The sequence below is a fragment of the Microbacterium sp. LWH7-1.2 genome, assembly GCF_038397755.1.
In the GTDB taxonomy this organism is placed as follows: Bacteria; Actinomycetota; Actinomycetes; order Actinomycetales; family Microbacteriaceae; genus Microbacterium.
Window position 1 is genome coordinate 1,505,749 of sequence record NZ_CP151637.1, and the last position, 24,198, is coordinate 1,529,946.

Consider the following 24,198-nt stretch of genomic DNA (forward strand, 5'->3'; position numbering starts at 1 on the left):
GGCAAGGAACGGCGGAATCCTTCGATGATGCTCACGAGCGTCCTCTCGGCATGCATGACAGCGGCTGGCGGGGGGTGGCGCCAGCCTCGTCCCGCGGAGCGAAGCCGCCTGAAACCCGAGGTGAACGGCCGGCGACGAGGACATGAGAACGGCCTCATCGAACGGATGCTGCCGCCCGACGCCGGCCGTGGAGGGCGTCAGGCGGCCGGCGCCGACTCCAGCGAGTTGATCGCCCGGATGAGGCGGTGCAGCTCCCCCACCCGGAACTGGTTCAGCCGTATGACCAGCCGCGGCAGGTGGAGCTCGTCGCCGTCCTCGACCTCGACGGTGAGCGGTCCGCGCCGCTCGATCTCGCCCTCGGTGACGAGGTCGCCGAACGCGGCGTTGAGCGCCTGGACCTCAGCATCCGTCGGCTCCGCCTTCAGCCGCAGCACGAGTCGCTTGCCGACCCACCGCAGCGAGTGGTAGTTGCGATAGAAGCCGGTGAGCTCGTCGACCGCGGCCGTCACCGAGTCGGTGACGAGCACCCGATCGAAGTCGCCCGGGGAGATCACGCCGGACGGCAGCAGATGGTCGTCCACGAAGCGGCGGAGCCCCGACCAGAACGTGCCGCCGGGCGCATCGAGCAGGACGATGGGCGTCGGATCCGCCTTGCCGGTCTGCTGCAGGGTCAGCAGCTCGAACATCTCGTCGAGCGTGCCGAAGCCGCCGGGGACGCAGACGAACCCGCTCGACTCCTTCACGAGCATGAGCTTGCGCGTGAAGAAGTACTTCATCGCCACGTTGCGGGCGTTCGCGCCCACGATCGCGTTCGGCTTCTCCTCGAACGGAAGGCGGATAGAGACACCGAGCGAGTTGTGCGGGCCCGCGCCCTCGGCGGCGGCCTGCATGATCCCCGGCCCCGCGCCGGTGACCACCATCCAGCCCCGCTCGGCGAGCGCGGTCGCCGCCTCCGAGGCCTGGCGGTAGAGCGCGTCGTCCGGCAGTGTGCGCGCGGAGCCGAAGATCGTGACCTTGGGGATGCCGCGATACGGTGCGAACAGGCGGAACGCGGCGCGCATCTCGCTGAGCGCCGCGGACGTGATCTTGAGGTCGAGACGCTCGGTGTCGTCGATGCCCAGTCCGATGCCGGTCGCGAGGATGCGCGCCACGAGGTCGGTGCTCTCGGTGATGCCCGCTGCGGCGATCGTCGCGCGGAGCTCCTCGGTCACGGGATGCGGGATGGTTCCGGTGTCGCTGGGGCCCATGACGCCCAGAGTGCCACGCGGAGCCGCCGTTCGGTGGACGACGCGTGAACGATCCGGTCACGGCCGGTCGCGCAGCGGAGCCGCCGGCCCCCCGAAGAAGGTCGGCGGCGCTCGGCTCAGCGGGCGCTGAGGCGGGAGACGGCGTCCGCCGGGGAGAGGACTTCGCGGTCGCCGGTGCGGCGGTCCCAGAGCTCGACCTGGCCGTCGGCGGCGCCGCGGCCCACGATGATGATCTTCGGCACGCCGACGAGCTCGGCGTCGCCGAACTTGACGCCGGGCGAGACCTTGGGGCGGTCGTCGTAGAGAACGTCGAGACCGGCGGCCTCGAGGTCGGCCGAGAGCTGCTCCGCCACATCGAACATGACGGCTTCGCGGCCCGCCGCGACGACGTGCACGTCGAACGGCGCGACGGACGCGGGCCAGATGAGCCCCTTGTCGTCGTTGTTGAGCTCAGCGAGGTTCGCGAGGATGCGGGTCACGCCGATGCCGTACGAACCCATCGTCACGGTGACGAGCTTGCCGTTCTCATCGAGGACCTTGAGCCCCAGGGTCTCGGCGAAGAAACGCCCGAGCTGGAAGACGTGCCCGATCTCCATGCCGCGCGCGAGCTCGACCGGACCCGAGCCGTCGGGCGCCGCGTCGCCGGGCCGCACGTTCGCGACCTCGACGAATCCGTCTCCCGTGAAGTCACGACCCGCGACGAGCGTGTGGACGTGCTTCTGGTCGATGTTGGCGCCGGTGACCCACGCGGTCCCGTCGACGACCCGGGGGTCGAGCAGGAACCGGATGCCGGTCGCCGACTCCTCGCCGAGGAGCGCGCCGGTCTCGGACCAGGGCCCGATGTAGCCCTTCACGAGCAGCGGGTGCTTCTCGAAGTCCTCGGTGGTCGCGGCCTCGACGGCGGCGGGCGCGAAAGCGACCTCGGCCCGCTTGTCGTCGATGTCGCGGTCGCCGGGGATCCCGACGACCACGAGCTCTCGCGTGCCGTCGAGGTGCGTGAGCGCGAGGACGACGTTCTTCAGCGTGTGCGCGGCGGACCACTGCGTCACGCCGTCCGTGGCGGGACCGGCGATGCCGGGCGCGGGGGCATCCAGGTGCGCGTTGGAGTGATCGACGAGCGTCTGGATCGTCGGGGTGTTCGGCGAGTCGAAGATCACCGGAGCCCCGATCCCGTCGAACGGGATCGGGTCGGGGACCACGGTCGTGAACGCCTCGACGTTCGCCGCGTAGCCGCCGGCGGTGCGGACGAACGTGTCTTCGCCGACCGGGGTGGGATGCAGGAACTCCTCCGAACGCGCGCCGCCCATGAGCCCGTTGTCGGCGGCGACGATGACGTATTCCAGACCGAGGCGCTGGAAGATGCGCTCGTACGCATCGCGCTGGGCCTGGTAGGAGGCGTCCTGACCCTCGTCGGTGTAGTCGAACGAGTACGCGTCCTTCATGGTGAACTCGCGTCCGCGCAGCAGACCTGCCCGGGGACGGGCCTCGTCGCGGTACTTGTCCTGGATCTGGTAGATCGTCAGGGGAAGGTCCTTGTACGACGAGTACAGGTCCTTCACGAGGAGCGTGAACATCTCCTCGTGCGTCGGCGCGAGGAGGTAGTCGGCCCCACGGCGGTCCTGCAGGCGGAAGATGCCGTCGCCGTAGGAGGTCCACCGACCCGAAGCCTCGTAGGGCTCGCGCGGCAGCAGCGCCGGGAAGTGCACCTCGAAGGCGCCGGCGCGGGTCATCTCGTCGCGGATGATCCCCTCGATCTTCGCCTTGACCCTCAGCCCCAGCGGCATCCATGTGAAGATGCCCGGCGCCGCCCGGCGGATGTAGCCGGCGCGCACGAGCAGCCTGTGGCTCGCGACCTCGGCATCGGCGGGGTCTTCACGAAGGGTGCGGAGGAAGAAGTTCGACAGACGGGTGACCACGAGGGTCAAGTTTAGGCCGAACGGATGCTGCGCCCCCGCGTCACGGGGACATCGAGGCGAAGACGACTTGGGTGAGCGGCAGCGCGTCAGCGGTCTCGCGGACGACGTCGGGCGTGACCATGAGCATGTTGACCCCGTCGGTCGCGACGATGACGTGGCCGGATCCCTCGTACCGGTCGAGCCCCGGCACGATGACCGCCTGCGCTCCGCTGACGGTGACGGTGCGCGCTTCTTCGGCGGCTGTCGCGGTCGGGAAGGTCAAGGCCCCTCCGGGGACGACGTCGATCCGCACCACCTCTCCGGTGGAGATGTCGCCGCTGCCCGACGTGAAGTGGAGCTCGCACGAGAACGCCGCTCGGGCCAGCGACACGATCGCCTCCGGCCGCGCTCCCGGGTCCGAGGTCGTCGGCTCGAGCTGAGCCACCCGCTCGTACCCGTACACGCCGGGATCGATGCGGGCCGCGAGCGCGGCGCAGTCCGGCTGCGACCACCACTGGTCGGTCCGGGTGGCGGGCGTGGCACGAGGGTGTTCGCCGAGCCGGGCGGCGGCGGCGGCGTAGAGCGCGTCCACCCCCGACGCCGAGACCTGGTCGGTGGGGCCATAGGCGCGGACGAGGAGCCACGTTCCGTCCACGGTGCCGGATGTCACGCACTCGACGGCCGGACCGTTGCCGGAATCGACGCATCCGGCTGCCACCGCATCTCGCACGTCCGCGGGCACGACGGACTCCGGGTAGGCGAACAGGTGCACCGTCGCCGTCAGATATGCCTCTTCCGAGACCCACACGCAGTCGATGCCGCCGAGCACGTCGTTCGCGCCCGTCCGCCAGCGGTAGTCCGATCGAATCATGCCGAGGCCCCGGAGCCCATCGACCTCCTCGTCGGTGAGAGTGGCGCCGCAGTCGCCGCCGAAGGCGGGCACCGCGGCCGGGCTCGGAGCGGGCTCGGACTCCTGCGAAGTGGGCGCCGGCGACGGCGACGTGGGAGTCGGCGACGGCTCAGGTGTCGGCGTCGTCACGCTCGGCGTCGACACGGGAGTCGGCCTGTCCGAGCTGAGCAGCGCCGCCGTCGTCAGGGCGCCTCCGGTGACCCCGCCGACCATCACGAGCGCGATGGCCCCCGCGACGATCGGGACACGGTGGCGACCGGCGGGCTTCACCCGCTGAGTGCCGGCCAACACCAGATCGCGCATCTCGTCGTGCTCACGAGGCGACAGTCCCTCGTTCATGTCCACACCTCCTCGATCGTCGCGAGTTCATCTCGCAGCTTCGCCTTGGCTCGCGCGAGCCGGGACTTGACGGTCCCCACCGGGATGCCGAGTGTCTCCGCGGCCGCACGATCCGGGTATCCCTCGAGCACGGTCAGCACGACCACGCTCTGCTCACGCGCCGGCAACCGCCGCAGGGCGGCGAGTACGCCGGTCTCGTCGGCAGCGAACGGCGGAGCGACATCGCCCGCTATGGGCGTGCGAGCGAGGAGCGCGCGATAGCGCCGGCTCGATCGCTCGAGGTTTCGAGCGGAGTTCGAGACGGTGTTCAGCAGCCAGGGCAGCGGCGATCCGTCGACCAGCCGAACCGACTCCCGTTTGCGCCACAGTTCGAAGAACGCGATGGCGACAGCATCCTTCGCGTCCTCGCGGCTGGTGAGCAGGCGTCGTGCGTGGCGGAACAGCCGCGCCTCATGACGGTCGAACAGGGCGCCCAATGCGGCCTCGTCGCCCTCGCACACTCGTCCCCAGAGGGAGACGTCCTGCTCATCGCTCATATCTTGTAGTGTCCGGGATCGCCGGAATGGTTCGCACTCTCCCCGGCACACGCCGTGCCTACACTGATCGGGTGCCTGCACGCCGACCTCGACTCGCTCCCGCACGCGCCCACGACGAGCTCGTCGAATCGTTCGCCCGGCTGCGCGAGGAACTGGATCTTCCGGCAGACTTCCCCGCCGACGTGTTGGCCGAGGCGGAGGATGCGGCGCGTGCCGTCGCCACCGATCCGGCCGCCGCGGGGCTCGATGATCTGCGTGACCTCGAGTTCCTCACGATCGATCCCGAGGGCTCCACGGATCTCGACCAGGCACTCCACCTCGAGCGCACCCCGACCGGGGCCGTGCTGCACTACGCGATCGCCGATCTGCCGGCGTTCGTGACGCCGGACGGCGCGGTCGACGCCGAGGCGCGGCTGCGCGGACAGACGCTGTACACGGCTGACGGCCGGATTCCGCTGCATCCCGTCGTCATCAGTGAGGACGCCGCGTCCCTGCTGCCCGAGCGCGACCGGAGCGCGTTCGTGTGGCGGTTCGTCCTCGACGACGGGGCTCGGCCCGTCGAGGCGACGCTGCGCCGCGCGATCATCCGCTCTCGGACGCAGTGGAGCTACGACGGCGCGCAGGCCGCTGTCGACGCCGGCACCGCTCCCCCGAGCCTCGACGCCCTCGCATGGTTCGGCCCGCTGCGGCTCGCTCGCGAAGCCGAGCGCGGCGGCGCGAGCCTGAACGTCCCCGAGACCCGCATCGTCGCCGATGACGGCGGCTACCGCCTCGAGCGTGACGCGCCGCTCGCGATCGAGGACTGGAACGCCCAGGTCTCGCTTCTCACGGGTATGGCCGCCGCCGACATCATGCTGCGAGGCGGCGTCGGGATCCTGCGCACGATGCCCGCCGCCGAGACGGTCGACGTGGCCGCCTTCCGCGCCCAGACGGTGGCGCTCGGCATCCCGTGGCCCGCCGAGGTCTCGTACGGCGACTACCTGCGCGGGCTCGAGCGCGATTCGCCCGCCGCGCTGGCGATCCTCGATGCCGCGTCCGGCCTGTTCCGGGGCGCTGGATACGTGACGTTCGACGGGGCCCTGCCCGCCGACCCGCTGCAGGCCGCGATCGGCGCGCCGTACGCCCACGCCACGGCTCCGCTGCGGCGGCTCGTCGACCGCTGGGCGCTCGTCATCTGTGAGGCGCTGGCGAACGGGCGGGACGTGCCCGCCTGGGCGCGCGAGAGCCTTGCGGCCCTGCCGAAGATCATGGCGCGCAGCGACGGCGTGGCGAACCGGCTGGACGCGGCGACCCTCGATCGCGTCGAAGCGGCCCTCCTCTCAGGTCACGAGGGTCGGGTGTTCGAGGCTGTCGTGCTGGGCTTGCGGGGCGACGGCGCGCGCGTGCAGCTGACCGACCCGCCGGTCACCGCGAAGGTCCCGGGGCTCGACGCGGGCGCAGGCGCGACGGTGCGGCTGCGTCTCAAGACGGTCGACATCGCCTCGGGCACGGTCCTGCTCGAACCGACCGCATAGCGTGGTCGCATGACGACTGTGCTGCTCACGGGGTTCGAACCGTTCGGCGGCGACGCCGCCAACCCCTCCGGGGCTGCCGTCGACCTCGTGGCGTCGCGTTGGGAAGGGCCGGAGGTGCTCGTCACCGCCGTGCTGCCGGTCACGTTCGCAGGGGCCGCTGAGCGCCTGCGCGAACTGCTGGCGGAACATCGGCCCGATGTCGTGATCGCCGCCGGGCTCGCGGGCGGCCGCGCCGCGATCGGCGTCGAGCGCGTTGCGGTCAACCTCGTCGACGCGCGCATCCCCGACAACGACGGCCACCAGCCGGTCGATGTGCCGAGCGTTCCCGGCGCCGCGCCGGCCCACTTCGCGACACTCCCGGTCAAGGAGATCGCACGGCGCATCGCCGCCGAGGGCATACCCGCCGAGGTCTCGCACTCGGCAGGAACGTTCGTCTGCAACCACGTCTTCTTCACCGCGCTCGAGGCCGCAGCATCCGGAAGCCGTGCCGGGTTCGTGCACGTTCCCTGGTCTGCCGAGCATGCGCCGTCGACGGATGCCGCCACCCTGCCGCTCGCCGACATCGCCCGGGCACTCGAGATCGCGGTGCGGACGAGCCTCGACGTCACCGCCGACGCCGTCCTGCCCGGCGGGACGCTGCACTGATGGGACGGAGGCGTCAGCCGACGGCGGGCTCGGCCGCGGCGGCGGCGGCAGCGGCCGCGGTCACCGCGGAGACGATCGCCGCTCGGCGGGCTGCGATGCGCGCGGCGCCTTCGCCGGCGTCGGGCACGATCAGCGCATCGAGCTGCGGTAGCACCGGCCAAGCGTTGACGAGGCTCACGAGGGTGAGCAGCAGCTCCCCCGCCTCGACGCGGCTCAAGCTCGGCAGCATGCGCTGAACGCGGGTGACCTTCTCGGCGTGGAACTCGGCCCGCACCGGGCTGTCGGCCGCCGCAATCCCCCGCTCGAGTCCCTCCCAGTAGACGAGGCGCGGGACGTGGCCGTTCGCCATGTGGTGGTCGAACAGCCGCGCGGCGTAGTCGCCCACTGCCTCGGGCCCGGTGCCCTCGACCTGAACCGCCTGCAACGCGGCCTCGAGCGCCTCGGCCAGCACGGTGGCGAAGAACTCGTCCTTCTTTCCGAAGTACTGGTAGATGCGCTCCTTGTTGACCCCGGCGGCGGCGGCGATGCGGTCCACGCGTGCTCCGGCGAGCCCGTGCTCGCTGAACTCCGCCGTCGCCGCTTCCAGCAGCAGCCGCCTGGTGCGCTCGGTGTCCCACGCCATGTGCCGATGATAACGAAGATCCAACTGAATGGTTGCGGAATAGTCTGCCCGGTGGTTCACTTACAACCAGCCAGTTGCAACTATCCAGTTGGCTCTTGAAAGGATGCCGCACATGTCCGTTTCTTCGAGCACCGAGCCCGTCCCCACGGCCGCCCCCGCTCCCGCGCCGTCCGTTCACGTGCGGGCCGCGATCACGTGGCTCGCGATCTTCCCCCTCGTCTCGATCGGGATGCTGCTCCTCGCGCCCGTCTCGGAGTCGTGGCATCCGATCCTTCGCGCACTGGTGCTGACCGGCGTCGTCGTGCCGCTGGCGGTCTACGTCGTCGTTCCCCGCCTGCTCCGCGTCTACACGTCGCTTCGCCGGCGCCGGGCGCCTCGGGAGGACTGAGGCCGCCGGGTCCTGAGCGGCGCGGTCAGCGCGGGCGGCGCCCGGCGTGCAGCACCTCACGCACCAGGAGTCCGGCCGCGAGCGCCCAGAACGCCGCGCTCACACCTGCGATCGCGACGCCCGACGCCGCCACCAGGAAGGTCACCACGGCCGGCAGCCGCTCCCCCGGATCGTCGATCGCCTGCTGCACGGCCGAGCCGAACGCGCCGAACAGGGCGATGCCGGCGACCGCCGGGATGACGGCCTCGGGTGCCACCACGACCAGTGCGACGAGTGCTGCCGAGAGCCCACCGAGCACGATGCCGCTCGCACCCGTCGACACGCCCGCGACCCAGCGCCGCCCGGGGTCCGGATCGGCGTCGGGAGCCGCGGCGAGCGCCGCACTGATCGCGGCGAGGTTGATGGCGTGTCCGCCGGCGGTCGCACCGAGCGCCGTCCCGACGCCCGTCACGAGCATCGCCGGCCGCCACGGGACCTGGTAGCCGAAGCTGCGCATGATGGCGATTCCCGGCACATTCTGCGACGCCATCGTCACGAGGAAGAGCGGCAGCGCAAGCCCGACGACCGCGCCGAAGGTGAACGTGGGCGCCGTGAACTCCAGTCGGGGAACGAGCAATGCCGGGTCGACCCTCGCGCCCGTGACCGCGACATCCACCGCCACGACGACGGACGCCGCGACGAACGCGAGCGGCACCGCCCATCGCGGCGCGAGGCGCACGAACACGAGCCACGTGACGAGGACCGGGACGACGCCCCACGGGTTCAGTACGAGCCCGGTGATCGGTGCGAGGCACAGCGGCAGCAGCACGCCGGCGAGCATGGCCTGGGCGATCGACGGCGGGATCCGGGCGATGAGCCGGCCCAGCTGTGGCCAGATGGCCGTCAGCAGGATGAGGCCGGCGGTCACGAGGAAGGCGCCCACCGCCGCCGGCCAGCCTCCCTCGACGGCTCCGGTGGCGGCGAGCACCGCGGCACCGGGCGTGGACCACGCGACGGTGATCGGCATCCGGTACCGCCACGCGAGGAGGACCGCGGACGCACCCATCGTGAGGCACAGCGCGAGCAGCCCGCTCGCCGCCTGCGCGCGCGTCGCGCCGACGGCGTCGAGGCCTGTCAGCACGACCGCGAACGAGCTCGTCACGCCGACGAGCGACGTCACGATGCCCGCGACGATGGGTCGCGACAGCGGTGCTGCCGCCTCGGGCGGAGCCGGCGCCTCCGTGTCGCTCATGCGCTCTGCCTTCCCCGATAGACCGCCGTGCGCAGCTCGACCTCCCACACGTCGCGTTTCGGCATCCCGACCCGGCGTGCGACGGCGACCTCCGCATCGACGTCGTACGGCACGCGCACGAAGCGCACCTCGAACGGCGCGGGCTCGAGCCAGTCGAGCGCGCCCTCGAGGATGACGTAGCTCGGTGTCGGCTCGTCGAGCGGGTTACCGACGCTGCCCACGTTGAAGAGCGTGCGGCCGCCCCGGGACTCGACGTACGCGTCGTGGATGTCGCCGTACCCGACGACGGTGGGTTCGGGCCCTGGCCCGGTCATCGCGGTCGCACCGAACATGCCGTCGAACTCCTCGTCGGTGTGGCGGCGCCGCACTCGTACGTGCGGGCTCTGGGCGGACGCATGGAAGAGCCTGATGCGCCGGCCCATGAGGAGGTCGTGCACGAGGTCGAGCCGACCCAGCCACCGGCGCTGCTCGGCCGAGAGCTCGTCACGCCACCAGCGCATCTCCGCCGGCTCGGCGTCGCTCAACCCGTCGATGAAGTCGTCCCAGTTGCCGCGGAGGTTCACGTCGCACACCTCGCGCACGCGATCCGTGACCGCGGCTCCGCGCGGCCCCTTCCCGACGTTGTCGCCCAGGTTCACGATCCGCCGGATCCCGCGCTGCGCGATGTCATCGAGCACCGCTTCGAGCGCCGTCAGATTGCCGTGGATATCCGAGATGAGGGCGATCCGGTCGAGGGGCATCCTCGGATCATGCCATGCGGTGGGACGATGACGACGACGCCGGCCGCGACTCCGGCACGCCACGGTCAGCGCTCGAACTCGGCGAGCACCTCTGCGATCATGCGATGGCCCTGCGCCTCGAACTCCGTGTCCCCCACCTGGTGCGCCCAGCAGGCCGTGCCGATGGCCTCCCGCATGCGCATCAGGATCCAGTGGGACGGATGCCGCGGCTCGCGCCCGTAACCCTCGAGGAACGCCGTCTCGCACGCGGGGTCCTCCCGCCACTCCTGCGCGGCGAGACGCGCGAAGTCCGTCGCGGCGGGGCGGAACGCGAAGCGGCCGAAGTCGATCACCCTGACTTCGCCGGCGTCCACGAGCCAGTTGCGCGGCTGCCAGTCGCCGTGGGTGGGGACGAGGTCCTCCTCCACCGGCGGCAGCGCGGCAAGCGCTGCCCGCAGCCGGCTTTCGACGTCGGAGGCGATCGCGTGGGACGAGTCGAGCCAGGCGATCGCGCGGCGGGTGGCGGCAGCATCCGTCCCCTCCGAAGGTCGGCTCGCCTGCGTGTGGAATCGTCGCAGAAGAGCGCCTGCGCGGCGATGGACCTCCGGGTCGACGCCCGCGGGCGTGCGATACGCCAGCTCTCCGGGCAGCCAGTCGAGCACCAGGACCCGTGCGTCTCGGTCGGCGAACCGCAGGGTCGCCGCGTGACCCTCCCGTGCCCACGACGCGACGTATCCGCCTTCGTGGGCGTCGAGTTCGCGGCCCAGATGGTGATCGGCGTCGCCCGCCGCCTTGACGATCAGCGAGCGGTCGCCGTGGCGCACCTGCAGCACGATCGTCTCCACCTGGTTCCAGCCGAGGTCGGCGACGACCTCGGCGTCGGGCAGCCAGGCGCCGACGAGCGCGCGCTGGGCGGTCGTCAGGCGGTCGAATCCCGCGGCCACCGGCGGCGCCGGGTCCGAGGATCCGCCGTGAGCGGGCGTCGAGGGCTCATGCACGATGGGATCATGCCACGCGCAGGGGATCTCTGCCCGTAGGGTCGGCGTGTGCGTCGACTCGTCCCCCCGCTCGCAGCTGCAGCTGCGGCCGCCGGCCTGGGCATCCTCGCCGGGGCGGAGTACGTGAGCTGGCGCGCCTCGTACCGCGCGCTGGGCGACGGCGCAGTACAGGGAGGCGCAGAGGCCGTCGTGGTGCTCGGCTACCGCAACCGGGGCAGGCGCGCCAACTTCGTCAACCGGTACCGAGTTCGCGTCGGTCTGCGTTCGTTGAGCCCGGACACCCGCGAGAGCGTGCTGGTGCTGTGCGGCGGGAGCGTCGGCGGCGACATCCCGGAAGCCGAGCTCATGGCGCGCTACGCCCGCGAGAGCCGCGGCTACGCCGGATCCATCCTGCTCGACACGACGAGCACGACCACGCAGCAGAACATCGAGAAGGCGATCCCGCTGATCGAGGACGCCGGTGCGATCAAGATCGTGTCGCACTCGCCCCATGCTGCGGTCGGTCGCGAGTACCTCCGCACCCTCCGACCCGACCTCGCGGCCCGTCTCACACGCGGTGCGGACTACCGGTTCGGCGAGGCCCCGCTGCTCAAGGTGGCCGCGGCCCTCATCGCGGGCCGCTACCACGCGCGACAGCGTGCGCGAAAGGACTGACGGCGCCGAGCCCTAAGAGGTGAGGACCTGCGCGGTGCCGACCGGTGCGTCGGGGCCCATCTCGTCGGCGATGCGGTTCGCCTCTTCGATGAGCGTCGCGACGATGTCGGCCTCGGGCACGGTCTTGATGACCTGCCCCTTGACGAAGATCTGCCCCTTGCCGTTCCCGGAGGCGACGCCCAGATCGGCCTCACGCGCCTCCCCCGGACCGTTCACGACGCAGCCCATGACCGCGACGCGCAGCGGCACGGTCATGTCCTTGAGACCCTCGGTCACGTTGTCCGCCAGTGTGTAGACGTCGACCTGGGCGCGGCCGCACGAGGGGCAGGAGACGATCTCGAGCTTGCGCTCGCGGAGGTTCAGCGACTGCAGGATCTGGTGGCCGACCTTGACCTCTTCCGCGGGCGGGGCCGACAGCGAGACGCGGATCGTGTCGCCGATGCCCTCCGCGAGGAGGATGCCGAATGCCGTCGCCGACTTGATCGTGCCCTGGAACGCCGGACCCGCCTCGGTCACGCCGAGGTGCAGAGGCCAGTCGCCTCTCTCGGCGAGCTGGCGGTAGGCCTTCACCATGACGATCGGGTCGTTGTGCTTGACCGAGATCTTGAAGTCGTGGAAGTCGTGCTCCTCGAAGAGCGAGGCCTCCCACACGGCGCTCTCGACGAGTGCCTCGGGCGTCGCCTTGCCGTACTTCTCGAGCAGGCGCCGGTCGAGTGAGCCGGCGTTGACGCCGATGCGGAGCGACACTCCTGCGGCCTTCGCGGCGGCGGCGATCGCGCCGACCTGATCGTCGAACTTGCGGATGTTGCCCGGGTTCACGCGCACGGCGCCGCAGCCCGCGTCGATCGCCTGGAAGACGTACTTCGGCTGGAAGTGGATGTCGGCGATCACCGGGATCTGGCTCTTCGCCGCGATGATGTGCAGCACGTCGGCGTCGTCCTGCGAGGGCACGGCCACGCGCACGATCTCGCAGCCCGAGGCGGTGAGCTCGGCGATCTGCTGAAGCGTCGCGTTGATGTTCGTGGTCGGCGTCGTGGTCATCGACTGGACGCTCACGGGGGCGTCGCCGCCCACCAGCACTTTGCCCACCTTGATCTGGCGACTCTTGCGACGGGGGGCGAGCGTTTCGGGGACCTTGGGCATCCCGATGTTGACGGCTGGCACGTCTGACAGCCTACGCGTCGGCGCGGACCCCAGGCTGGGTGTCGGTCCCTGCACTCCGTTCATCCACCGTGCGTCGGGGAACGTCATCGATTTCGCATAGGATCGCGCCAACCTGAACTAGGAGTCTCATGAAACGCGTCCTCGCCGTCGGCAGCGTGGTTATCACCGCGGTCCTCGGGGCAACTGTCCTCGCCGCCGCGCCGGCGGTCGCCGTCGATGGCGCGACGATCCACGGGCGGTTGCTCAACCCCGGCGGCGGCCTGCTGACCGGGGAGGAGACTTATTCGGTCGCCCTACAACTTGCGAACTCCACGCAGCGCTACGCCACCTTCGCCAAATCGGACGGGACGTACTCGATCGAAGGAGTGGAACCCGGCGAGTACTGGGTTCGATTCGGCTACAGCGGCCCCCACGGATATCTGGACAAGTACCTCGGCGATGTCTATTACCTCGACACGGCCTTGCATCCGGGCCTCACCCTGAGCGCCGGAGACACGGTGGAAGCCAGCGAGCAACTCGATCCGCCGAGCTGGGTGAAGGGGCGGGTCACCGGGGTGTCCGGCGCGATCGACTCCCCCTCGGTCACCATCACCGGCCGCACGCCCGGCTGGGCCGCCAACCACGTCCCCGCACCGGAGGTCGACGCCGACGGGACATTCACGGTCGGCCCGATCGCCCCGGGAGACTACGACATGAGCTTCTCCTCCGACACCTCTCGGTGGGTCGGCGAGAATCAGAACGGAGCTCCGCTCACGGCGGGGGCCACGGGTGCTCCTGTGGTCGTGGGCGTGGGAACGACCTCTACCCTCAATCCAGTCCTGGACGCCGCCGGGCGTGTCGAGGCGACTGTCGGCGTGAAAGAAGGCGACGGGAAGATCACGCCCTACACCGGGAACGTCACGTGGTGGACTCGCTATCCCTTCGGCAACTTCGCGTTCCCCGGAGCCCCCACTTCCCCGGGCGTCTACGATCGGTGGACCCAGCCCGGCAGCTCCTATAATCTGCTCGTACCGGAGGACCGCGCGAACTTCATCGTCGGCAGGTGGTGGGATGGCGCGCCAGATGTGACTGCCTCGCAACCACTGTCGGCCGAGCCCAATTCGATTCGCACCATCTCCGCGACCGCGGTCAGGGGCGGGACGATCACGGGCCGAGTCGGCGTGGCCGCCTTCATCGGCGGCGCCCCGGCCTTCGGGGGCAACGACATCGGCGTGTACGTCTACCGGCACACGCTCCAGGGAGGTCTGGAGCCGATCTCGGCGATCGACGCAGGAGGCTCCGCCTTCCCGCTGGGGTCCAGTATGTGGAACGCAGGCACAGGGACCTTCACGACCCCCGTCCTCGAGCCGGGCACCTACACGCTGTTCTTCGCCCCGACGGACGAATCGGTCGGCGGTGAGTACTACGAGGACGCACGCTACTTCGCGGAACGCACCGACGTCGTCGTCCGCGCGGGTGAGGCGCGCGCTCTCGGGGATCTGTCACTCGAGCCGCGCTATTTCGACGTGGGTCGCATCGCGGGCGAAGATCGATTCGACACCGCAGTGCAGATCTCTCGCGCTCTCTTCGATGACGGCGAGCGCCCTGAAGTGGTCTACATCGCCAACGGCCGCAACTTCCCCGACGCGCTCAGCGCCGGACCGGCGGCGATCACCCGCGGTGGCGTCATCCTCACCACGGAACAGGGTCAGCTTCCCTCCGCCGTAGCGAAGGAGCTCGCGCGGCTGCGCCCTGAGCGCATCGTGGTCGCCGGAGGTCCGGTCGCCGTCTCCGATGCCGTCCTGGAGCAGCTGAAGGCGTACGTCGACTCTCCCAGCGGAGTGTCGAGGCTATCCGGTGAGACCCGCTACGAAACCGCGGCGGCCATCGTCCGCGACGCCTTCCCGGACCAGACCCCGGTGGCGTTCCTCGCGACGGGGACGAACTACCCCGACGCGCTCGCGGCGGGCGCCGCTGCCGGCTACTCCGGCTCTCCCGTGGTGCTCATCGACGGTGCGGCTCTTCAGGTGTCGACGGAGACGTTCGAGCTGCTCCGCGACCTCGGAGTCGGGCGCGTGTACCTCGTCGGTGGTCCCAGCGCCATCTCCGACGCGATCCAGCAGAGCCTCGCGCGGGGCCTGAGTGGGGTCCAGGTGCTCCGACTCGCCGGGGACAACCGCTTCGCAACAGCAGCGGTGGTGAATGCCCGTATCTTCCCGGCCGCCGAGACGGCGTTGCTCACCAACGGCTACGGGTTCGCGGACGCATTGACAGGGGCTCCGCTCGCGGGTGCTGCCGCGGCGCCGATGTTCCTTTCGCAACAGGGCTGCCTGCCCGTGGAGACCGCGCAAGGCGTGTGGGACTTGGACGCGCGCGGCATCTTCCTCGTGGGAGGTCCCGCTGTCCTGAGCCCAGCAGTGGAGGCGCTTGCAGTCTGCGGGTGACGCTGTCGCATCGGCACTCTCAACTCCCCGGAGGACTCTCAGCCGGTCGACGAGGACGTCGCCTCGGCACCGTCAGCCTCCGAGCCCGTGAGCGCGCGGACGAGCGTGCGCGCGTCGTACGGCCCGACGTGGCGCACGCCGTTGATGAAGAACGTCGGCACCGACGTGATGTCCATCGCCTCGGCATCCAGCATGTCGTCGCGCACCCGCTGGGTGACCTTCGGCGAGCTGAGGTCCTCCTCGAAGCGCTCGACGTCGAGGCCGAGCTCCCGCGCGCGACGGATGATGTCGGACGGCAGCTGGTGGTCCTGGTCGGCGAAGAGGCTGCGAGAGAACTCCGGCAGCTTGCCCTGCAGGTTCGCCGCCTCGGCCGCCTCGGCCGCGGCGAGCGCGTTGGGATGCTGCCTCTCGAGCGGGGCGTGGCGCCACACGTACCGCAGCCGATCGCCGAGTTCCCGCCGCACCTCCTCGATGGAGCCCGATGCCTTGAGGCAGAACGGGCACTGGAAGTCGCCGTATTCGACGATCGTGAGGGGTGCGTTCACGTCGCCGTAGATGTGGTCCCGCTTCGGGTCCACGGGACGCACCAGGGTGCGCCCGCCGTCGTCGTCGGGTCGCCGCGCGTCGGAGATGCGGAACATGATCGCGGCGAGGACGAAGGCGAGGACGGATGCCGCCAGCACGCCGACGCGCGCCTCGTTCTGCACGTCGGGGTCATCGATGGCGAGATCGATGATGAAGAGCGAGATCGTGAACCCGATGCCGCAGAGCATCGCGCCGCCGGCGATGCGGTCGAGGGTGAGGCCGAGGCCGAACTCGCCGAGCTTGAAGACCTTCATGATCGCGGACGCGCCGAAGACGCCGACGAACTTGCCGACGACGAGACCCACGATGATGGCCCACGTCACCGGCGACTGGGCTGCGGCCGCGAGGATCGGTCCCGAGATCTCGACACCCGCATTGGCGAGCGCGAACAGCGGCAGGATGACGTAGGCGACGTATGGGGAGTACGCCGACTGCAGCCTCTCGTTGATCGAGATCGATTCGCGCAGGCTGTTCGCCGCCTGACGCGCGTACTCGGTGTTCGGCGACTGGCGGAACACGCGGGCGAGCTCGAGCGCCTGCTCGACGTCACGGCGGTTGGGCCGGTAGACCGGGATCAGCAGGGCGATGGCGACGCCGGCGAGCGTCGGGTGGACGCCGGACGCCAGGAACGCGAGCCACACGATGATCGACAGGGTGGCGTAGATCGGGCCGCGGCCGCGGCGCACGTAGCGGGTGAAGTAGATGCCCGCGAGCCCGACCGCTGCGATCAGGAGCGGCGCGGGCGTGAAGTTCTCGGTGTAGAAGAGGGCGATGATGCTCAGCGCGCCGATGTCGTCCACCACGGCGAGGGCGAGAAGGAACACCCGCAGCCTTCCCGAGGCGCGTGGCCCGATGAGCGCGAGCGCGCCGACGAGGAACGCGGTGTCGGTCGAGATCACGACGCCCCACGCATGCTCATAGCCGGACCCCGCTGCGATCGCGAGGAAGAGCGCGGCCGGCACGAGCAGGCCCGCGACGGCGGCCATCACGGGGATCATCGCGCGCGACCAGCTCGTGAGCTCGCCGATCGCGAACTCGCGGCGCACCTCGAGGCCGACGGTGAAGAAGAAGATCGCCATGAGCGCGTCGTTTACCAGCGCGTGCAGCGTGAACTCGAGGTGGATGTCGCCGAAGCCGATGGTCAGCTCGGTCTCCCAGAAGTCGTGGTACGACGTCGCGGAGATGTTCGCCCACACGATCGCGACGAGCGTCGCGAGCACCAGCAGCAGCGCTCCGGTGCGCTGCTCCCCCATGCTGCGGATGCGGTCGGCGATGGAGGGGCCGCGTCGCCGCGGGCGCGGCGACCGTTCGGGCTCGGGCGAGCGATCGGTCATGGTCAACTGGGTCATGGCGAACCTCCGCGGCCGGGGATGGGAGGAGACGGGCTCGCCCCAGTATGGTGCGTAACCCAAGGCGCCGGGGCCGACCGCCCGATCGGGCGTGTGGTAGGTTCGGCGCATGTCCGCGCACCTCTCCTGGTGGCTCACCGCATAGGCGGTGGGTTCGCGCGACCACAGACCGCCCACGGGGCGGTCTTCTTTTTCGTACGGGACTCCGCCCCCACGACGAAAGACGACGCACCATGACCGGGCCCGCATCCCCGTCCCTTCCCGACCTCGCCGCGAGCGGTCTCCCGTTCGCGCTCATCGCGCGCGACGATCGCACCGTCGAGGTGCTGACCGGTGACGTCGTCGACGTCGACCTGCTCGCCGACATCCCGCTGATGGATGCCTCGGGCGCGCCGCACGAGGTGCTCGCCCTGGTGCCGTTCCGTCAGGTGCGCGAGCGCGGGTTCGAGTGCCACGACGACGGAGCGCCGCTGCGATGCCTCATCGTGCGGGATCGCGCTTCGCTCCCCCGCCACGAAGCCCTCGCCCAGCTCCCGACCGACGCGGTCGCGCTCGAGAACCCCGGCTTCGACATCGCCGACGAGGAGTACGCCGAGATCGTGCGGCGCGTGATCGCCGACGAGATCGGCCGCGGCGAGGGGGCGAACTTCGTCATCCGACGCGACTTCACGGCGGGAGTGACGACGGATGCCGCCACCGCCGCCCTGACGTGGTTCCGGGCTCTCCTCGAGCACGAGCGGGGCGCGTACTGGACGTTCGCCGTCGTCACGCCCGGGCACGTCGCCGTGGGCGCCAGCCCGGAGGCGCATGTGAGCGCGCGCGACGGCGTCGTCACGATGAACCCGATCTCGGGGACGTTCCGCCACCCGGCGGGGGGCGCGACTCCCGAGACGCTCACCGAGTTCCTCCGCTCGACGAAGGAGACCGAGGAGCTGTTCATGGTCGTCGACGAGGAGCTCAAGATGATGAGCGCCGTCTGCTCCGACGGCGGCCGCATCACCGGCCCCCACCTCAAGGAGATGTCGCGGCTCACGCATACCGAGTACGTGCTGCGGGGCCTCAGCAAGCTCGACCCGCGCGAAATCCTGCGCGAGACGATGTTCGCCCCCACCGTGACCGGCTCGCCCATGCAGAACGCGTGCACCGTCATCACGCGCCACGAGACGACGCCGCGCGGCTACTACTCGGGTGTCGCCGCGCTCTTCACCCCCCGCAGCACGCTCGCGGGGGGCGAGGCGACCCACGACCTCGACGCACCCATCCTCATCCGCACCGCCTACCTGCAGGATGGCCGGTTGCGTGTTCCCGTCGGGGCCACGCTCGTGCGGCACTCCGATCCCTACGGCGAGGTCGGCGAGACCCACGGAAAGGCTGCCGGCGTGCTCGGCGCGATCGGCGCCGTCCCCCGTGATGCGGCGGCCGAGTCCGCGGCCGGCGCCGACGTCATCGACGAAGACGCACCTGCCCCGGCCCCTCGCCGTCTCGCCGACGACCCGGCGATCGCCGAGCTGCTGGCGTCGCGCAACGGTCGCCTCGCCGAATTCTGGCTCAACCCGCAGGGCTCGGGCGAGCCCGGCCCCTTCGACGGACGATCCGCGCTCGTCGTCGACGCCGAGGATCGCTTCACGACGATGCTCGCCCACCAGCTGCGCCACCTCGGGCTGGACGTCGAGATCTCACCTTGGAGCGAGGTCACCGACGCGCAGGTCGATCAGGCGGAGCTCCTCGTGACCGGGCCCGGCCCGGGCGACCCGCGGGACTCCTCGAGCCCCCGCATCCGTCGCATGCGCGATGTCGTCGCGCGCCGTCGCGCCGCCGGCCGGCCGCTCCTCGCGGTGTGCCTCAGTCACCAGATCCTCGCCGACACGTTCGGCATCGACCTCGCGCCGCTCGGCGCGCCGCACCAGGGCCTGCAGAAGTCGGTCGACGTTTTCGGCATCCCGGCGTCGATCGGCTTCTACAACACCTTCACCGCGCGCGTTCCGGCCGGCACGACGCACGTGGGCGAGGCCGAGATCGCGGCCGACGCATCCGGTGACGTGTACGCGCTGCGCGGCCCCGGCTTCGCGTCGGTGCAGGGCCACCTCGAGTCGATCCTCTCGCGCGACGGCATGACGACGCTGCAGCGCCTCGTCGAGCAGGCTCTGGCGCCCGTCCCCGCCTGACCGCCCGCATCCCATCACTCCTTCGGGTTTGGGGCGCAGCGCATACGTTCGGGGCGCACGTCGCGCGCCCCGAACGTATGCCGCGCGCCCCAAACCCAGAGCAGACGACGGATGCCGCGGGCTCAGCGCGCCGCGCGGGCGGCGAGGAGGCGGCGCTCGGCCTCGTTCGCCGTGAGTTCGAGGGCGCGCAGGTCCGCGGCGAGCGCCTCGTCGTCGCGGCCGAGGTCGCGCAGCAGCGACGCCCGCACCGCGTGCCACAGGTGCGAGCGCGCAAGGGGACCCTCGAGCGCGTCGACCTCGGCGAGAGCGACCGCCGCGCCCTCGACGCGCGCGAGCGCGACTGCGCGGTTGAGCCGCACCACCGGCGACCGGTCGTACGCCAGGAGCATGTCGTAGAGCGTCAGCACCTGGAGCCAGTCGGTGGACGCCGCGTCGGCGGCATCCGCGTGGCACGCCGCGATCGCCGCGTGAAGCTGCCAGCGTCCCGGCCGTCGCAGGCGCGCCGCCCGCCCGAGCGCCTGCCGCGCGCCGGCGAGCAGCGTCGCGTCCCACTGCGTGCGGTCCTGTCGGGCGAGCAGCACGAGCTCCCCGTCGACGGATCTCGCCGACTCACGGGCGCGATGGAAGCGCAGCAGCGACAGCAGCCCCCATGCCTCCGCGGCACGCGGCAGCGCCTCGGCGACCACCTGGGCCAGCCACAGCGCGTCGTCGGCGAGATCGCGGTCGGCCGCGGCATCCGCCCCCGCCACGAAGTGCGCCTCGCTGTACATCACCGACACGGTCGTGAGCACGAGGTCGAGCCGACCCGCCGCGTCCGCGCCCTGGGGCACGCGCAGCGGGATGCCGCTGTCGGCGATCTTGCGCTTCGCCCGCGAGATCCGCTGTCCCGTCGTCGGCTCGGTCGAGAACGTCGCCCGAGCGATCTGCGCGGTCGTGAGGCCGCACACGGCGCGCAGGGTCAGCGCGAGCTGGGCATCGGGCGCGAGGGCCGGGTGGCAGCATCCGAAGAGAAGGAGAAGCCGCTCGTCCGCAGGCCGGCCGTCGACGCTCGGCTCCGGCTCGAGCAGCGCCACCTTGTCGCGGAGCACGCGCTCGCGGCGCACCCGGTCGAGCGCGTTGTGCCGCGCCGCCTGCATGAGCCAGGCGCCCGGGTTCGGCGGGATCCCGCGGCTGCGCCACTCTCGCAGCGCCTCCTCGACGGCCGCAGCGACCGCCTCCTCCGCGACATCGAAACTGCCGAACGAGACGGTCAGCGTCGCCGTGATGCGCGCGGACTCCTCGCGCACCACGCTCACGAGCAGGCGATCGGATGCCGCGGCCCCGCCTGAGCCCGGATGTCCCGGGTCACGCGGGGCCGCAGCATCCGTTCCGGACATCACTCGAATTGGCTGTAGTCGACGACCATGGGCCGGATCTCGACGGCCACGCCCGGGAATTCCAAGGACGGCCAGGTCTTGACGAGATCGATCGCCGCATCGAGGTCGGGAACGTCGATGACGCTGAACCCGCCGATGACCTCCTTGGCCTCCGAGAATGGCCCGTCTGCGACGACCGGACCGTCGTCACCCGCGCGCACCGTCGTCGCGGTGCTGACGGGGTGCAGCTCCGCACCCGAGTCGTCGATCTTGTCGGCGTTCCTGCCGAACCACTCGTAGATGCGTCCGTAGACCTCCTGCCGGCGCTCTTCGGGCACCGCGGCGTCGAGCTCGGGGGTCGAGGTGAACATGATGACGTACTTCACGGTCGTGTCCTTTCGTCAGTGGAACCGTTGCATCCCTACAGCGAACGGACAGACCGATTTCGACACGACCGCGGAAGATTCTTCAGGTCGATGCGCGAGGCGTCAGAAGAGCACGACCGGGTTGAAGAGGTCGGCGAGGATCAGGACACCGCCCATGACGAGCAGCGCCACGAAGACGGCGAATGTGAGCGGCACCAGCTTGGTCGCGTCGACCGGTTTCGGCGGTGGGCGACGGAAGAGCTTCGCCCACACCCGCTTGATGCCCTCCCACAGGGCGACCGCGATGTGGCCGCCGTCCAGCGGCAGCAGGGGAATGAGGTTGAAGACGAACAGGGCGATGTTCAGCGATGCCAGCAGGGACAGGAAGCCCGCGACGCGGTTCAGCACGGGCGAGTCGGCGGCGGCGACCTCGCCGGAGAGGCGGCTCGCACCCACGATGCTGAGCGGGCCGTTCGGGTCGCGCTCCTGGCCGGTGACCAGGTCGACGCCGGTCTGCCACACCTTGGCCGGCAGCTGCCAGATGATCCCGGCGACCGCGCCGACGTTCTGCACGGCCATCTGGGGTCCTGCCCAGATCGGCTGCTGCACGTACTCCACGGTGGGACCGACGCCCACGAAGCCGACCTCCTGGGTGGCCGTCGTGCCGTCGGCCGCCGTCACCTCGCTCTGGATCGTCGCGGGCGTGATCTGCAGGGTCTGCTCGGCGCCGTCGCGCTCGACGACGAAGGTCAGCTGCTCGCCGGGCGACGAGCGGATGATCGCGGATGCCTCGCTGAAGTCCGCGACCGGCTCCCCGTCGATCGAGACGATGACGTCGCCGGGCTGGATGCCGGCAGCCTCCGCCGGAGCGGCGGGAGAGGAGTCGGTGCACTCGGTCGAACTGGTGGCCGGAACGCACTCCGAGACGCGCGCGACTTCGGTCGTGGCGGTCTGGACGCCGAGGCCGGTCAGCAGGATCGAGAACAGCACGATGGCGAAGAAGAAGTTCATCAGCGGCCCGCCGAGCATCACGACGATCCGCTTCCAGATCGGCAGGCGGTAGAAGACCCGCGTGTCGTCCTCACCCTGCAGTGTCTCGTCGTTCGCGTCGCGCGCGTCCTGCACCATCGTCGCGAAGAAGCCGCCGGCGGCGCGTCCGTCGCGCCGTGCGGCCTGCGGCGACGGCGGGTACATGCCGGCCATCGAGATGTAGCCGCCGAGCGGGATCGCCTTGAACCCGTACTCCGTGCCGCGCCAGCGCTTCGACCACAGCGTCGGGCCGAACCCGATCATGTACTGGCCGACGCGTACCCCGAACTTCTTGGCCGGCCACAGGTGCCCGAGCTCGTGCAGCGCGATCGACACGGCGAGGCCCACGACCATGAGCGCGACACCGATGACGAACGCGAGGATCTCCACACGCTCACGGTACCCGCGCCAGCCTTTGAGTTGGGTGTGACGGCTGATCGCGAGAAGCGGCGTGTGAGCGCCTCGCTCCTCCCGTAGGCTCGACGCGAGGAGGAGTCGTGACCCCACGCCACGTGCGCGCGCTGCGCGGCACCGCTGCCGCGTGGGTTGCGGCCGTCGTCGCCGCCACGGCGCACACCCTCGGCGGGGGCGGCGCGCCGTCACCGGCCCTCGTCGCGGCGGTCGGCATCCTCGCCGCTCCCGTCGCGGTCGCCCTCGTCGGCCGGCGGCCCTCGACCTGGCGCATCGGCGCTTCGGTGCTCGCGAGCCAGGCGCTGTTCCACGTCGCCTTCGCCGTCACCGCCGACGCCGATCCCGCGGCGCTCCACGGCCACCACCTGACGCACCTCGGCGGCGACCTCAGCGCCGTCGTCGTCCCCGATGCGCCCATGCTCGCCGCCCACGCGCTGGCGGCGATCGCGACCCTCGCCGGGCTGTACGGCGGAGAACGGATGCTGCGCGCCCTGGGCCGCGGCATCCGTTCGCTCTTCACTCGCCTGCGGGGCGTGGCACCCCGGCCGTCACAGCCGCGGGTCGCGCCGGCGCCCGCCGGCCCCCTGCTCTTCGCGGCGCGGATCGTCCTGTCGGACGTCTCGCGGCGCGGTCCTCCCGCTCTCGTCTGAGCGGCGCTTCGCGCCGCGCCCGTCGCCGGCCTGCGCCCGATGCGCGCGCCGGAACCCTCTCGCGCGCCCGCCCTCGCGGCGCGCGTCGATCGGCGATCCCGCCGACGACTCAGACGAAGGACGAAACACAGCCATGACCGATTCCACCATCCGTTCCGCCCGCACCCGCCGCGTCGTGATCGGCGTCACCGCCGGCCTCGCACTCGCGATCGGCGCGCCGCTCGCCGCGTCGGCCCACGTGCACGTCACGCCCGAGACGGCATCGGCCGGCGGCACCCAGACCCTCACGTTCTCGTTCTCGCACGGGTGCGACGGCTCCCCCACCACCGCTCTGGCCGTCGATATCCCCGAGGGCGTCGGCAACGCGACGCCGGTCGTGCAGGGAGGCTGGACCATCACGCGCGAGCTCGGCCCCGACGGCGTGCCGACCCGCGTCGTGTACACCTCCGACACACCCGTCGAGGACCACCTCAAGGCCGCCGTCTCGATGGACGTGCTCTTCACCGAGGGGACCGCCGACTCGACCCTCGCCTTCCCCGTGACACAGACCTGCGCCGAGGGCGAGACGGCGTGGACGCAGGTCGCCGAGGACGGCGAGGATCCGCACGATCTCGACGCCCCCGCGCCGCTGGTCGCGGTCGGCGCCATGGTGCACGAGGCGGACGCCGGACACGGTGGCGCCGACGGTTCCGGCCACGCCTCGGACGATGCAGCCGCAGCCGACGCGGATGCCGAGGCTGCGGCATCCGTCTCCTCCGGCGACCCGGTCGCCCGCTGGCTCGCCGCCGGCGGACTCGCCGCGGGGATCGCGGCACTCGTCGTCGTGCTGGTGCGGGGGCGCCGCAAGGCCTGAGTTCGGTAGGTCCGCCTCCTCCCGGTCGTTGAGCGAGCTTGCGAGTCGAGACGTCGTCGATGATCCCTGCGACGTTTCGACGCGCTCATTCCTCGCTCGCTCAACGACCGGAGACCGCCGGCGTGATGCAGGCGCCATGCGAAGATGGATG

Annotated in this window: 21 protein-coding genes; 8 read left to right on the forward strand and 13 right to left on the reverse strand. The window is 71.1% G+C overall.

The features are described from left to right. Nucleotides 1–197 precede the first annotated feature (197 nt). The 4 genes from MRBLWH7_RS07195 to MRBLWH7_RS07210 all read right to left on the reverse strand — a co-directional run bounded on the left by MRBLWH7_RS07195 (nt 198) and on the right by MRBLWH7_RS07210 (nt 4,927). Nucleotides 198–1,247, reverse strand: coding sequence for a TIGR00730 family Rossman fold protein (locus tag MRBLWH7_RS07195; RefSeq protein WP_342000608.1), 1,050 nt, complete (start codon nt 1,245–1,247; stop codon nt 198–200). Nucleotides 1,248–1,363: 116 nt separating this feature from the next. After that, entirely contained in the window at nt 1,364–3,163 is a 1,800-nt protein-coding gene (locus MRBLWH7_RS07200) for a proline--tRNA ligase (RefSeq protein WP_342000610.1), read from the reverse strand. A 40-nt stretch (nt 3,164–3,203) separates the two neighbouring features. Further along, complete coding sequence (locus tag MRBLWH7_RS07205; protein ID WP_342000613.1) at nt 3,204–4,391, reverse strand: hypothetical protein; 1,188 nt, start codon at nt 4,389–4,391, stop codon at nt 3,204–3,206. Beyond that, a complete protein-coding gene (locus MRBLWH7_RS07210) occupies nt 4,388–4,927 on the reverse strand; it encodes a sigma-70 family RNA polymerase sigma factor (RefSeq protein ID WP_342000615.1) in 540 nt (179 codons plus the stop codon). Before MRBLWH7_RS07210 ends, MRBLWH7_RS07205 begins: the two co-directional genes overlap by 4 nt. Before the next feature lie 71 nt (nt 4,928–4,998). On the opposite strand from MRBLWH7_RS07210, the gene MRBLWH7_RS07215 reads away from it, so the two are divergent. Both MRBLWH7_RS07215 and pcp read left to right on the forward strand, forming a co-directional pair. Continuing rightward, on the forward strand, nt 4,999–6,441 hold the full coding sequence (locus MRBLWH7_RS07215; RefSeq protein ID WP_342000617.1) for an RNB domain-containing ribonuclease: 1,443 nt from the start codon (nt 4,999–5,001) through the stop codon (nt 6,439–6,441). A 9-nt stretch (nt 6,442–6,450) separates the two neighbouring features. Further along, a complete protein-coding gene (gene pcp, locus MRBLWH7_RS07220; protein WP_342000619.1) occupies nt 6,451–7,086 on the forward strand; it encodes a pyroglutamyl-peptidase I in 636 nt (211 codons plus the stop codon). A 13-nt stretch (nt 7,087–7,099) separates the two neighbouring features. Here the strand turns inward: pcp and MRBLWH7_RS07225 are convergent, their stop codons facing one another. Then, nucleotides 7,100–7,708 carry a TetR family transcriptional regulator gene (locus MRBLWH7_RS07225; protein WP_342000621.1) on the reverse strand — a complete coding sequence of 203 codons (609 nt, stop codon included), beginning with the start codon at nt 7,706–7,708 and terminating at the stop codon, nt 7,100–7,102. A 112-nt stretch (nt 7,709–7,820) separates the two neighbouring features. Here MRBLWH7_RS07225 and MRBLWH7_RS07230 point away from each other — a divergent pair, with 112 nt between their 5' ends. Continuing rightward, entirely contained in the window at nt 7,821–8,096 is a 276-nt protein-coding gene (locus MRBLWH7_RS07230; protein ID WP_342000623.1) for a hypothetical protein, read from the forward strand. Nucleotides 8,097–8,121: 25 nt separating this feature from the next. On the opposite strand, the gene MRBLWH7_RS07235 is transcribed toward MRBLWH7_RS07230, so the two are convergent. From MRBLWH7_RS07235 to MRBLWH7_RS07245, 3 genes are all read right to left on the reverse strand, one after another. Beyond that, nucleotides 8,122–9,327: a benzoate/H(+) symporter BenE family transporter gene (locus tag MRBLWH7_RS07235; RefSeq protein ID WP_342000624.1), complete on the reverse strand. Its 1,206-nt coding sequence runs from the start codon at nt 9,325–9,327 to the stop codon at nt 8,122–8,124. Continuing rightward, the gene (locus tag MRBLWH7_RS07240) at nt 9,324–10,067 is read right to left on the reverse strand and encodes a metallophosphoesterase family protein (RefSeq protein ID WP_342000626.1); all 744 of its coding nucleotides are present in this window, start codon (nt 10,065–10,067) and stop codon (nt 9,324–9,326) included. The genes MRBLWH7_RS07235 and MRBLWH7_RS07240 overlap by 4 nt, the downstream gene beginning before the upstream one ends. Nucleotides 10,068–10,132: 65 nt before the next feature. Continuing rightward, nucleotides 10,133–11,044: an aminoglycoside phosphotransferase family protein gene (locus MRBLWH7_RS07245; RefSeq protein ID WP_342000628.1), complete on the reverse strand. Its 912-nt coding sequence runs from the start codon at nt 11,042–11,044 to the stop codon at nt 10,133–10,135. A gap of 48 nt (nt 11,045–11,092) precedes the next feature. Here MRBLWH7_RS07245 and MRBLWH7_RS07250 point away from each other — a divergent pair, with 48 nt between their 5' ends. After that, nucleotides 11,093–11,698: a YdcF family protein gene (locus MRBLWH7_RS07250; RefSeq protein ID WP_342000630.1), complete on the forward strand. Its 606-nt coding sequence runs from the start codon at nt 11,093–11,095 to the stop codon at nt 11,696–11,698. Between the two features lie 12 nt (nt 11,699–11,710). Here MRBLWH7_RS07250 and ispG read toward each other — a convergent pair whose 3' ends face one another. Then, complete coding sequence (ispG, locus tag MRBLWH7_RS07255; protein WP_342000631.1) at nt 11,711–12,862, reverse strand: flavodoxin-dependent (E)-4-hydroxy-3-methylbut-2-enyl-diphosphate synthase; 1,152 nt, start codon at nt 12,860–12,862, stop codon at nt 11,711–11,713. 128 nt (nt 12,863–12,990) lie between these two features. On the opposite strand from ispG, the gene MRBLWH7_RS07260 reads away from it, so the two are divergent. Next, nucleotides 12,991–15,285: a cell wall-binding repeat-containing protein gene (locus MRBLWH7_RS07260; protein ID WP_342000632.1), complete on the forward strand. Its 2,295-nt coding sequence runs from the start codon at nt 12,991–12,993 to the stop codon at nt 15,283–15,285. Between the two features lie 38 nt (nt 15,286–15,323). Here MRBLWH7_RS07260 and nhaA read toward each other — a convergent pair whose 3' ends face one another. Then, nucleotides 15,324–17,219, reverse strand: a complete 1,896-nt coding sequence (gene nhaA, locus MRBLWH7_RS07265; protein ID WP_342000633.1) for a Na+/H+ antiporter NhaA — start codon at nt 17,217–17,219, stop codon at nt 15,324–15,326. Nucleotides 17,220–17,452: 233 nt separating this feature from the next. Here nhaA and MRBLWH7_RS07270 point away from each other — a divergent pair, with 233 nt between their 5' ends. Beyond that, complete coding sequence (locus tag MRBLWH7_RS07270) at nt 17,453–19,384, forward strand: chorismate-binding protein (RefSeq protein ID WP_342000634.1); 1,932 nt, start codon at nt 17,453–17,455, stop codon at nt 19,382–19,384. A gap of 122 nt (nt 19,385–19,506) precedes the next feature. Here the strand turns inward: MRBLWH7_RS07270 and MRBLWH7_RS07275 are convergent, their stop codons facing one another. The 3 genes from MRBLWH7_RS07275 to MRBLWH7_RS07285 form a co-directional block, all read right to left on the reverse strand. Next, nucleotides 19,507–20,760: a DUF6596 domain-containing protein gene (locus MRBLWH7_RS07275; protein ID WP_342001955.1), complete on the reverse strand. Its 1,254-nt coding sequence runs from the start codon at nt 20,758–20,760 to the stop codon at nt 19,507–19,509. Further along, entirely contained in the window at nt 20,760–21,125 is a 366-nt protein-coding gene (locus MRBLWH7_RS07280; RefSeq protein WP_342000635.1) for a YciI family protein, read from the reverse strand. Before MRBLWH7_RS07280 ends, MRBLWH7_RS07275 begins: the two co-directional genes overlap by 1 nt. Nucleotides 21,126–21,227: 102 nt before the next feature. Further along, a complete protein-coding gene (locus tag MRBLWH7_RS07285; protein WP_342000636.1) occupies nt 21,228–22,523 on the reverse strand; it encodes a M50 family metallopeptidase in 1,296 nt (431 codons plus the stop codon). A 107-nt stretch (nt 22,524–22,630) separates the two neighbouring features. Between MRBLWH7_RS07285 and MRBLWH7_RS07290 the strand changes: the two genes are divergently transcribed. Next, nucleotides 22,631–23,194: a hypothetical protein gene (locus tag MRBLWH7_RS07290; protein WP_342000637.1), complete on the forward strand. Its 564-nt coding sequence runs from the start codon at nt 22,631–22,633 to the stop codon at nt 23,192–23,194. A 133-nt stretch (nt 23,195–23,327) separates the two neighbouring features. Continuing rightward, entirely contained in the window at nt 23,328–24,047 is a 720-nt protein-coding gene (locus tag MRBLWH7_RS07295) for a YcnI family protein (protein ID WP_342000638.1), read from the forward strand. The last annotated feature ends 151 nt before the right edge of the window (nt 24,048–24,198 follow it).

Excerpts from the sequence above, each read along its gene's own strand:
- MRBLWH7_RS07195 (WP_342000608.1), bottom strand. The coding sequence starts at position 1,247 with ATGGGCCCCAGCGACACCGGAACCATCCCGCATCCCGTGACCGAGGAG.
- MRBLWH7_RS07205 (WP_342000613.1), bottom strand. The coding sequence starts at position 4,391 with ATGAACGAGGGACTGTCGCCTCGTGAGCACGACGAGATGCGCGATCTG.
- MRBLWH7_RS07210 (WP_342000615.1), bottom strand. The coding sequence starts at position 4,927 with ATGAGCGATGAGCAGGACGTCTCCCTCTGGGGACGAGTGTGCGAGGGC.
- pcp (WP_342000619.1), top strand. The coding sequence starts at position 6,451 with ATGACGACTGTGCTGCTCACGGGGTTCGAACCGTTCGGCGGCGACGCC.
- MRBLWH7_RS07225 (WP_342000621.1), bottom strand. The coding sequence starts at position 7,708 with ATGGCGTGGGACACCGAGCGCACCAGGCGGCTGCTGCTGGAAGCGGCG.
- MRBLWH7_RS07230 (WP_342000623.1), top strand. The coding sequence starts at position 7,821 with ATGTCCGTTTCTTCGAGCACCGAGCCCGTCCCCACGGCCGCCCCCGCT.
- MRBLWH7_RS07235 (WP_342000624.1), bottom strand. The coding sequence starts at position 9,327 with ATGAGCGACACGGAGGCGCCGGCTCCGCCCGAGGCGGCAGCACCGCTG.
- MRBLWH7_RS07240 (WP_342000626.1), bottom strand. The coding sequence starts at position 10,067 with ATGCCCCTCGACCGGATCGCCCTCATCTCGGATATCCACGGCAATCTG.
- MRBLWH7_RS07260 (WP_342000632.1), top strand. The coding sequence starts at position 12,991 with ATGAAACGCGTCCTCGCCGTCGGCAGCGTGGTTATCACCGCGGTCCTC.
- nhaA (WP_342000633.1), bottom strand. The coding sequence starts at position 17,219 with ATGACCCAGTTGACCATGACCGATCGCTCGCCCGAGCCCGAACGGTCG.
- MRBLWH7_RS07270 (WP_342000634.1), top strand. The coding sequence starts at position 17,453 with ATGACCGGGCCCGCATCCCCGTCCCTTCCCGACCTCGCCGCGAGCGGT.
- MRBLWH7_RS07275 (WP_342001955.1), bottom strand. The coding sequence starts at position 20,760 with ATGTCCGGAACGGATGCTGCGGCCCCGCGTGACCCGGGACATCCGGGC.
- MRBLWH7_RS07295 (WP_342000638.1), top strand. The coding sequence starts at position 23,328 with ATGACCGATTCCACCATCCGTTCCGCCCGCACCCGCCGCGTCGTGATC.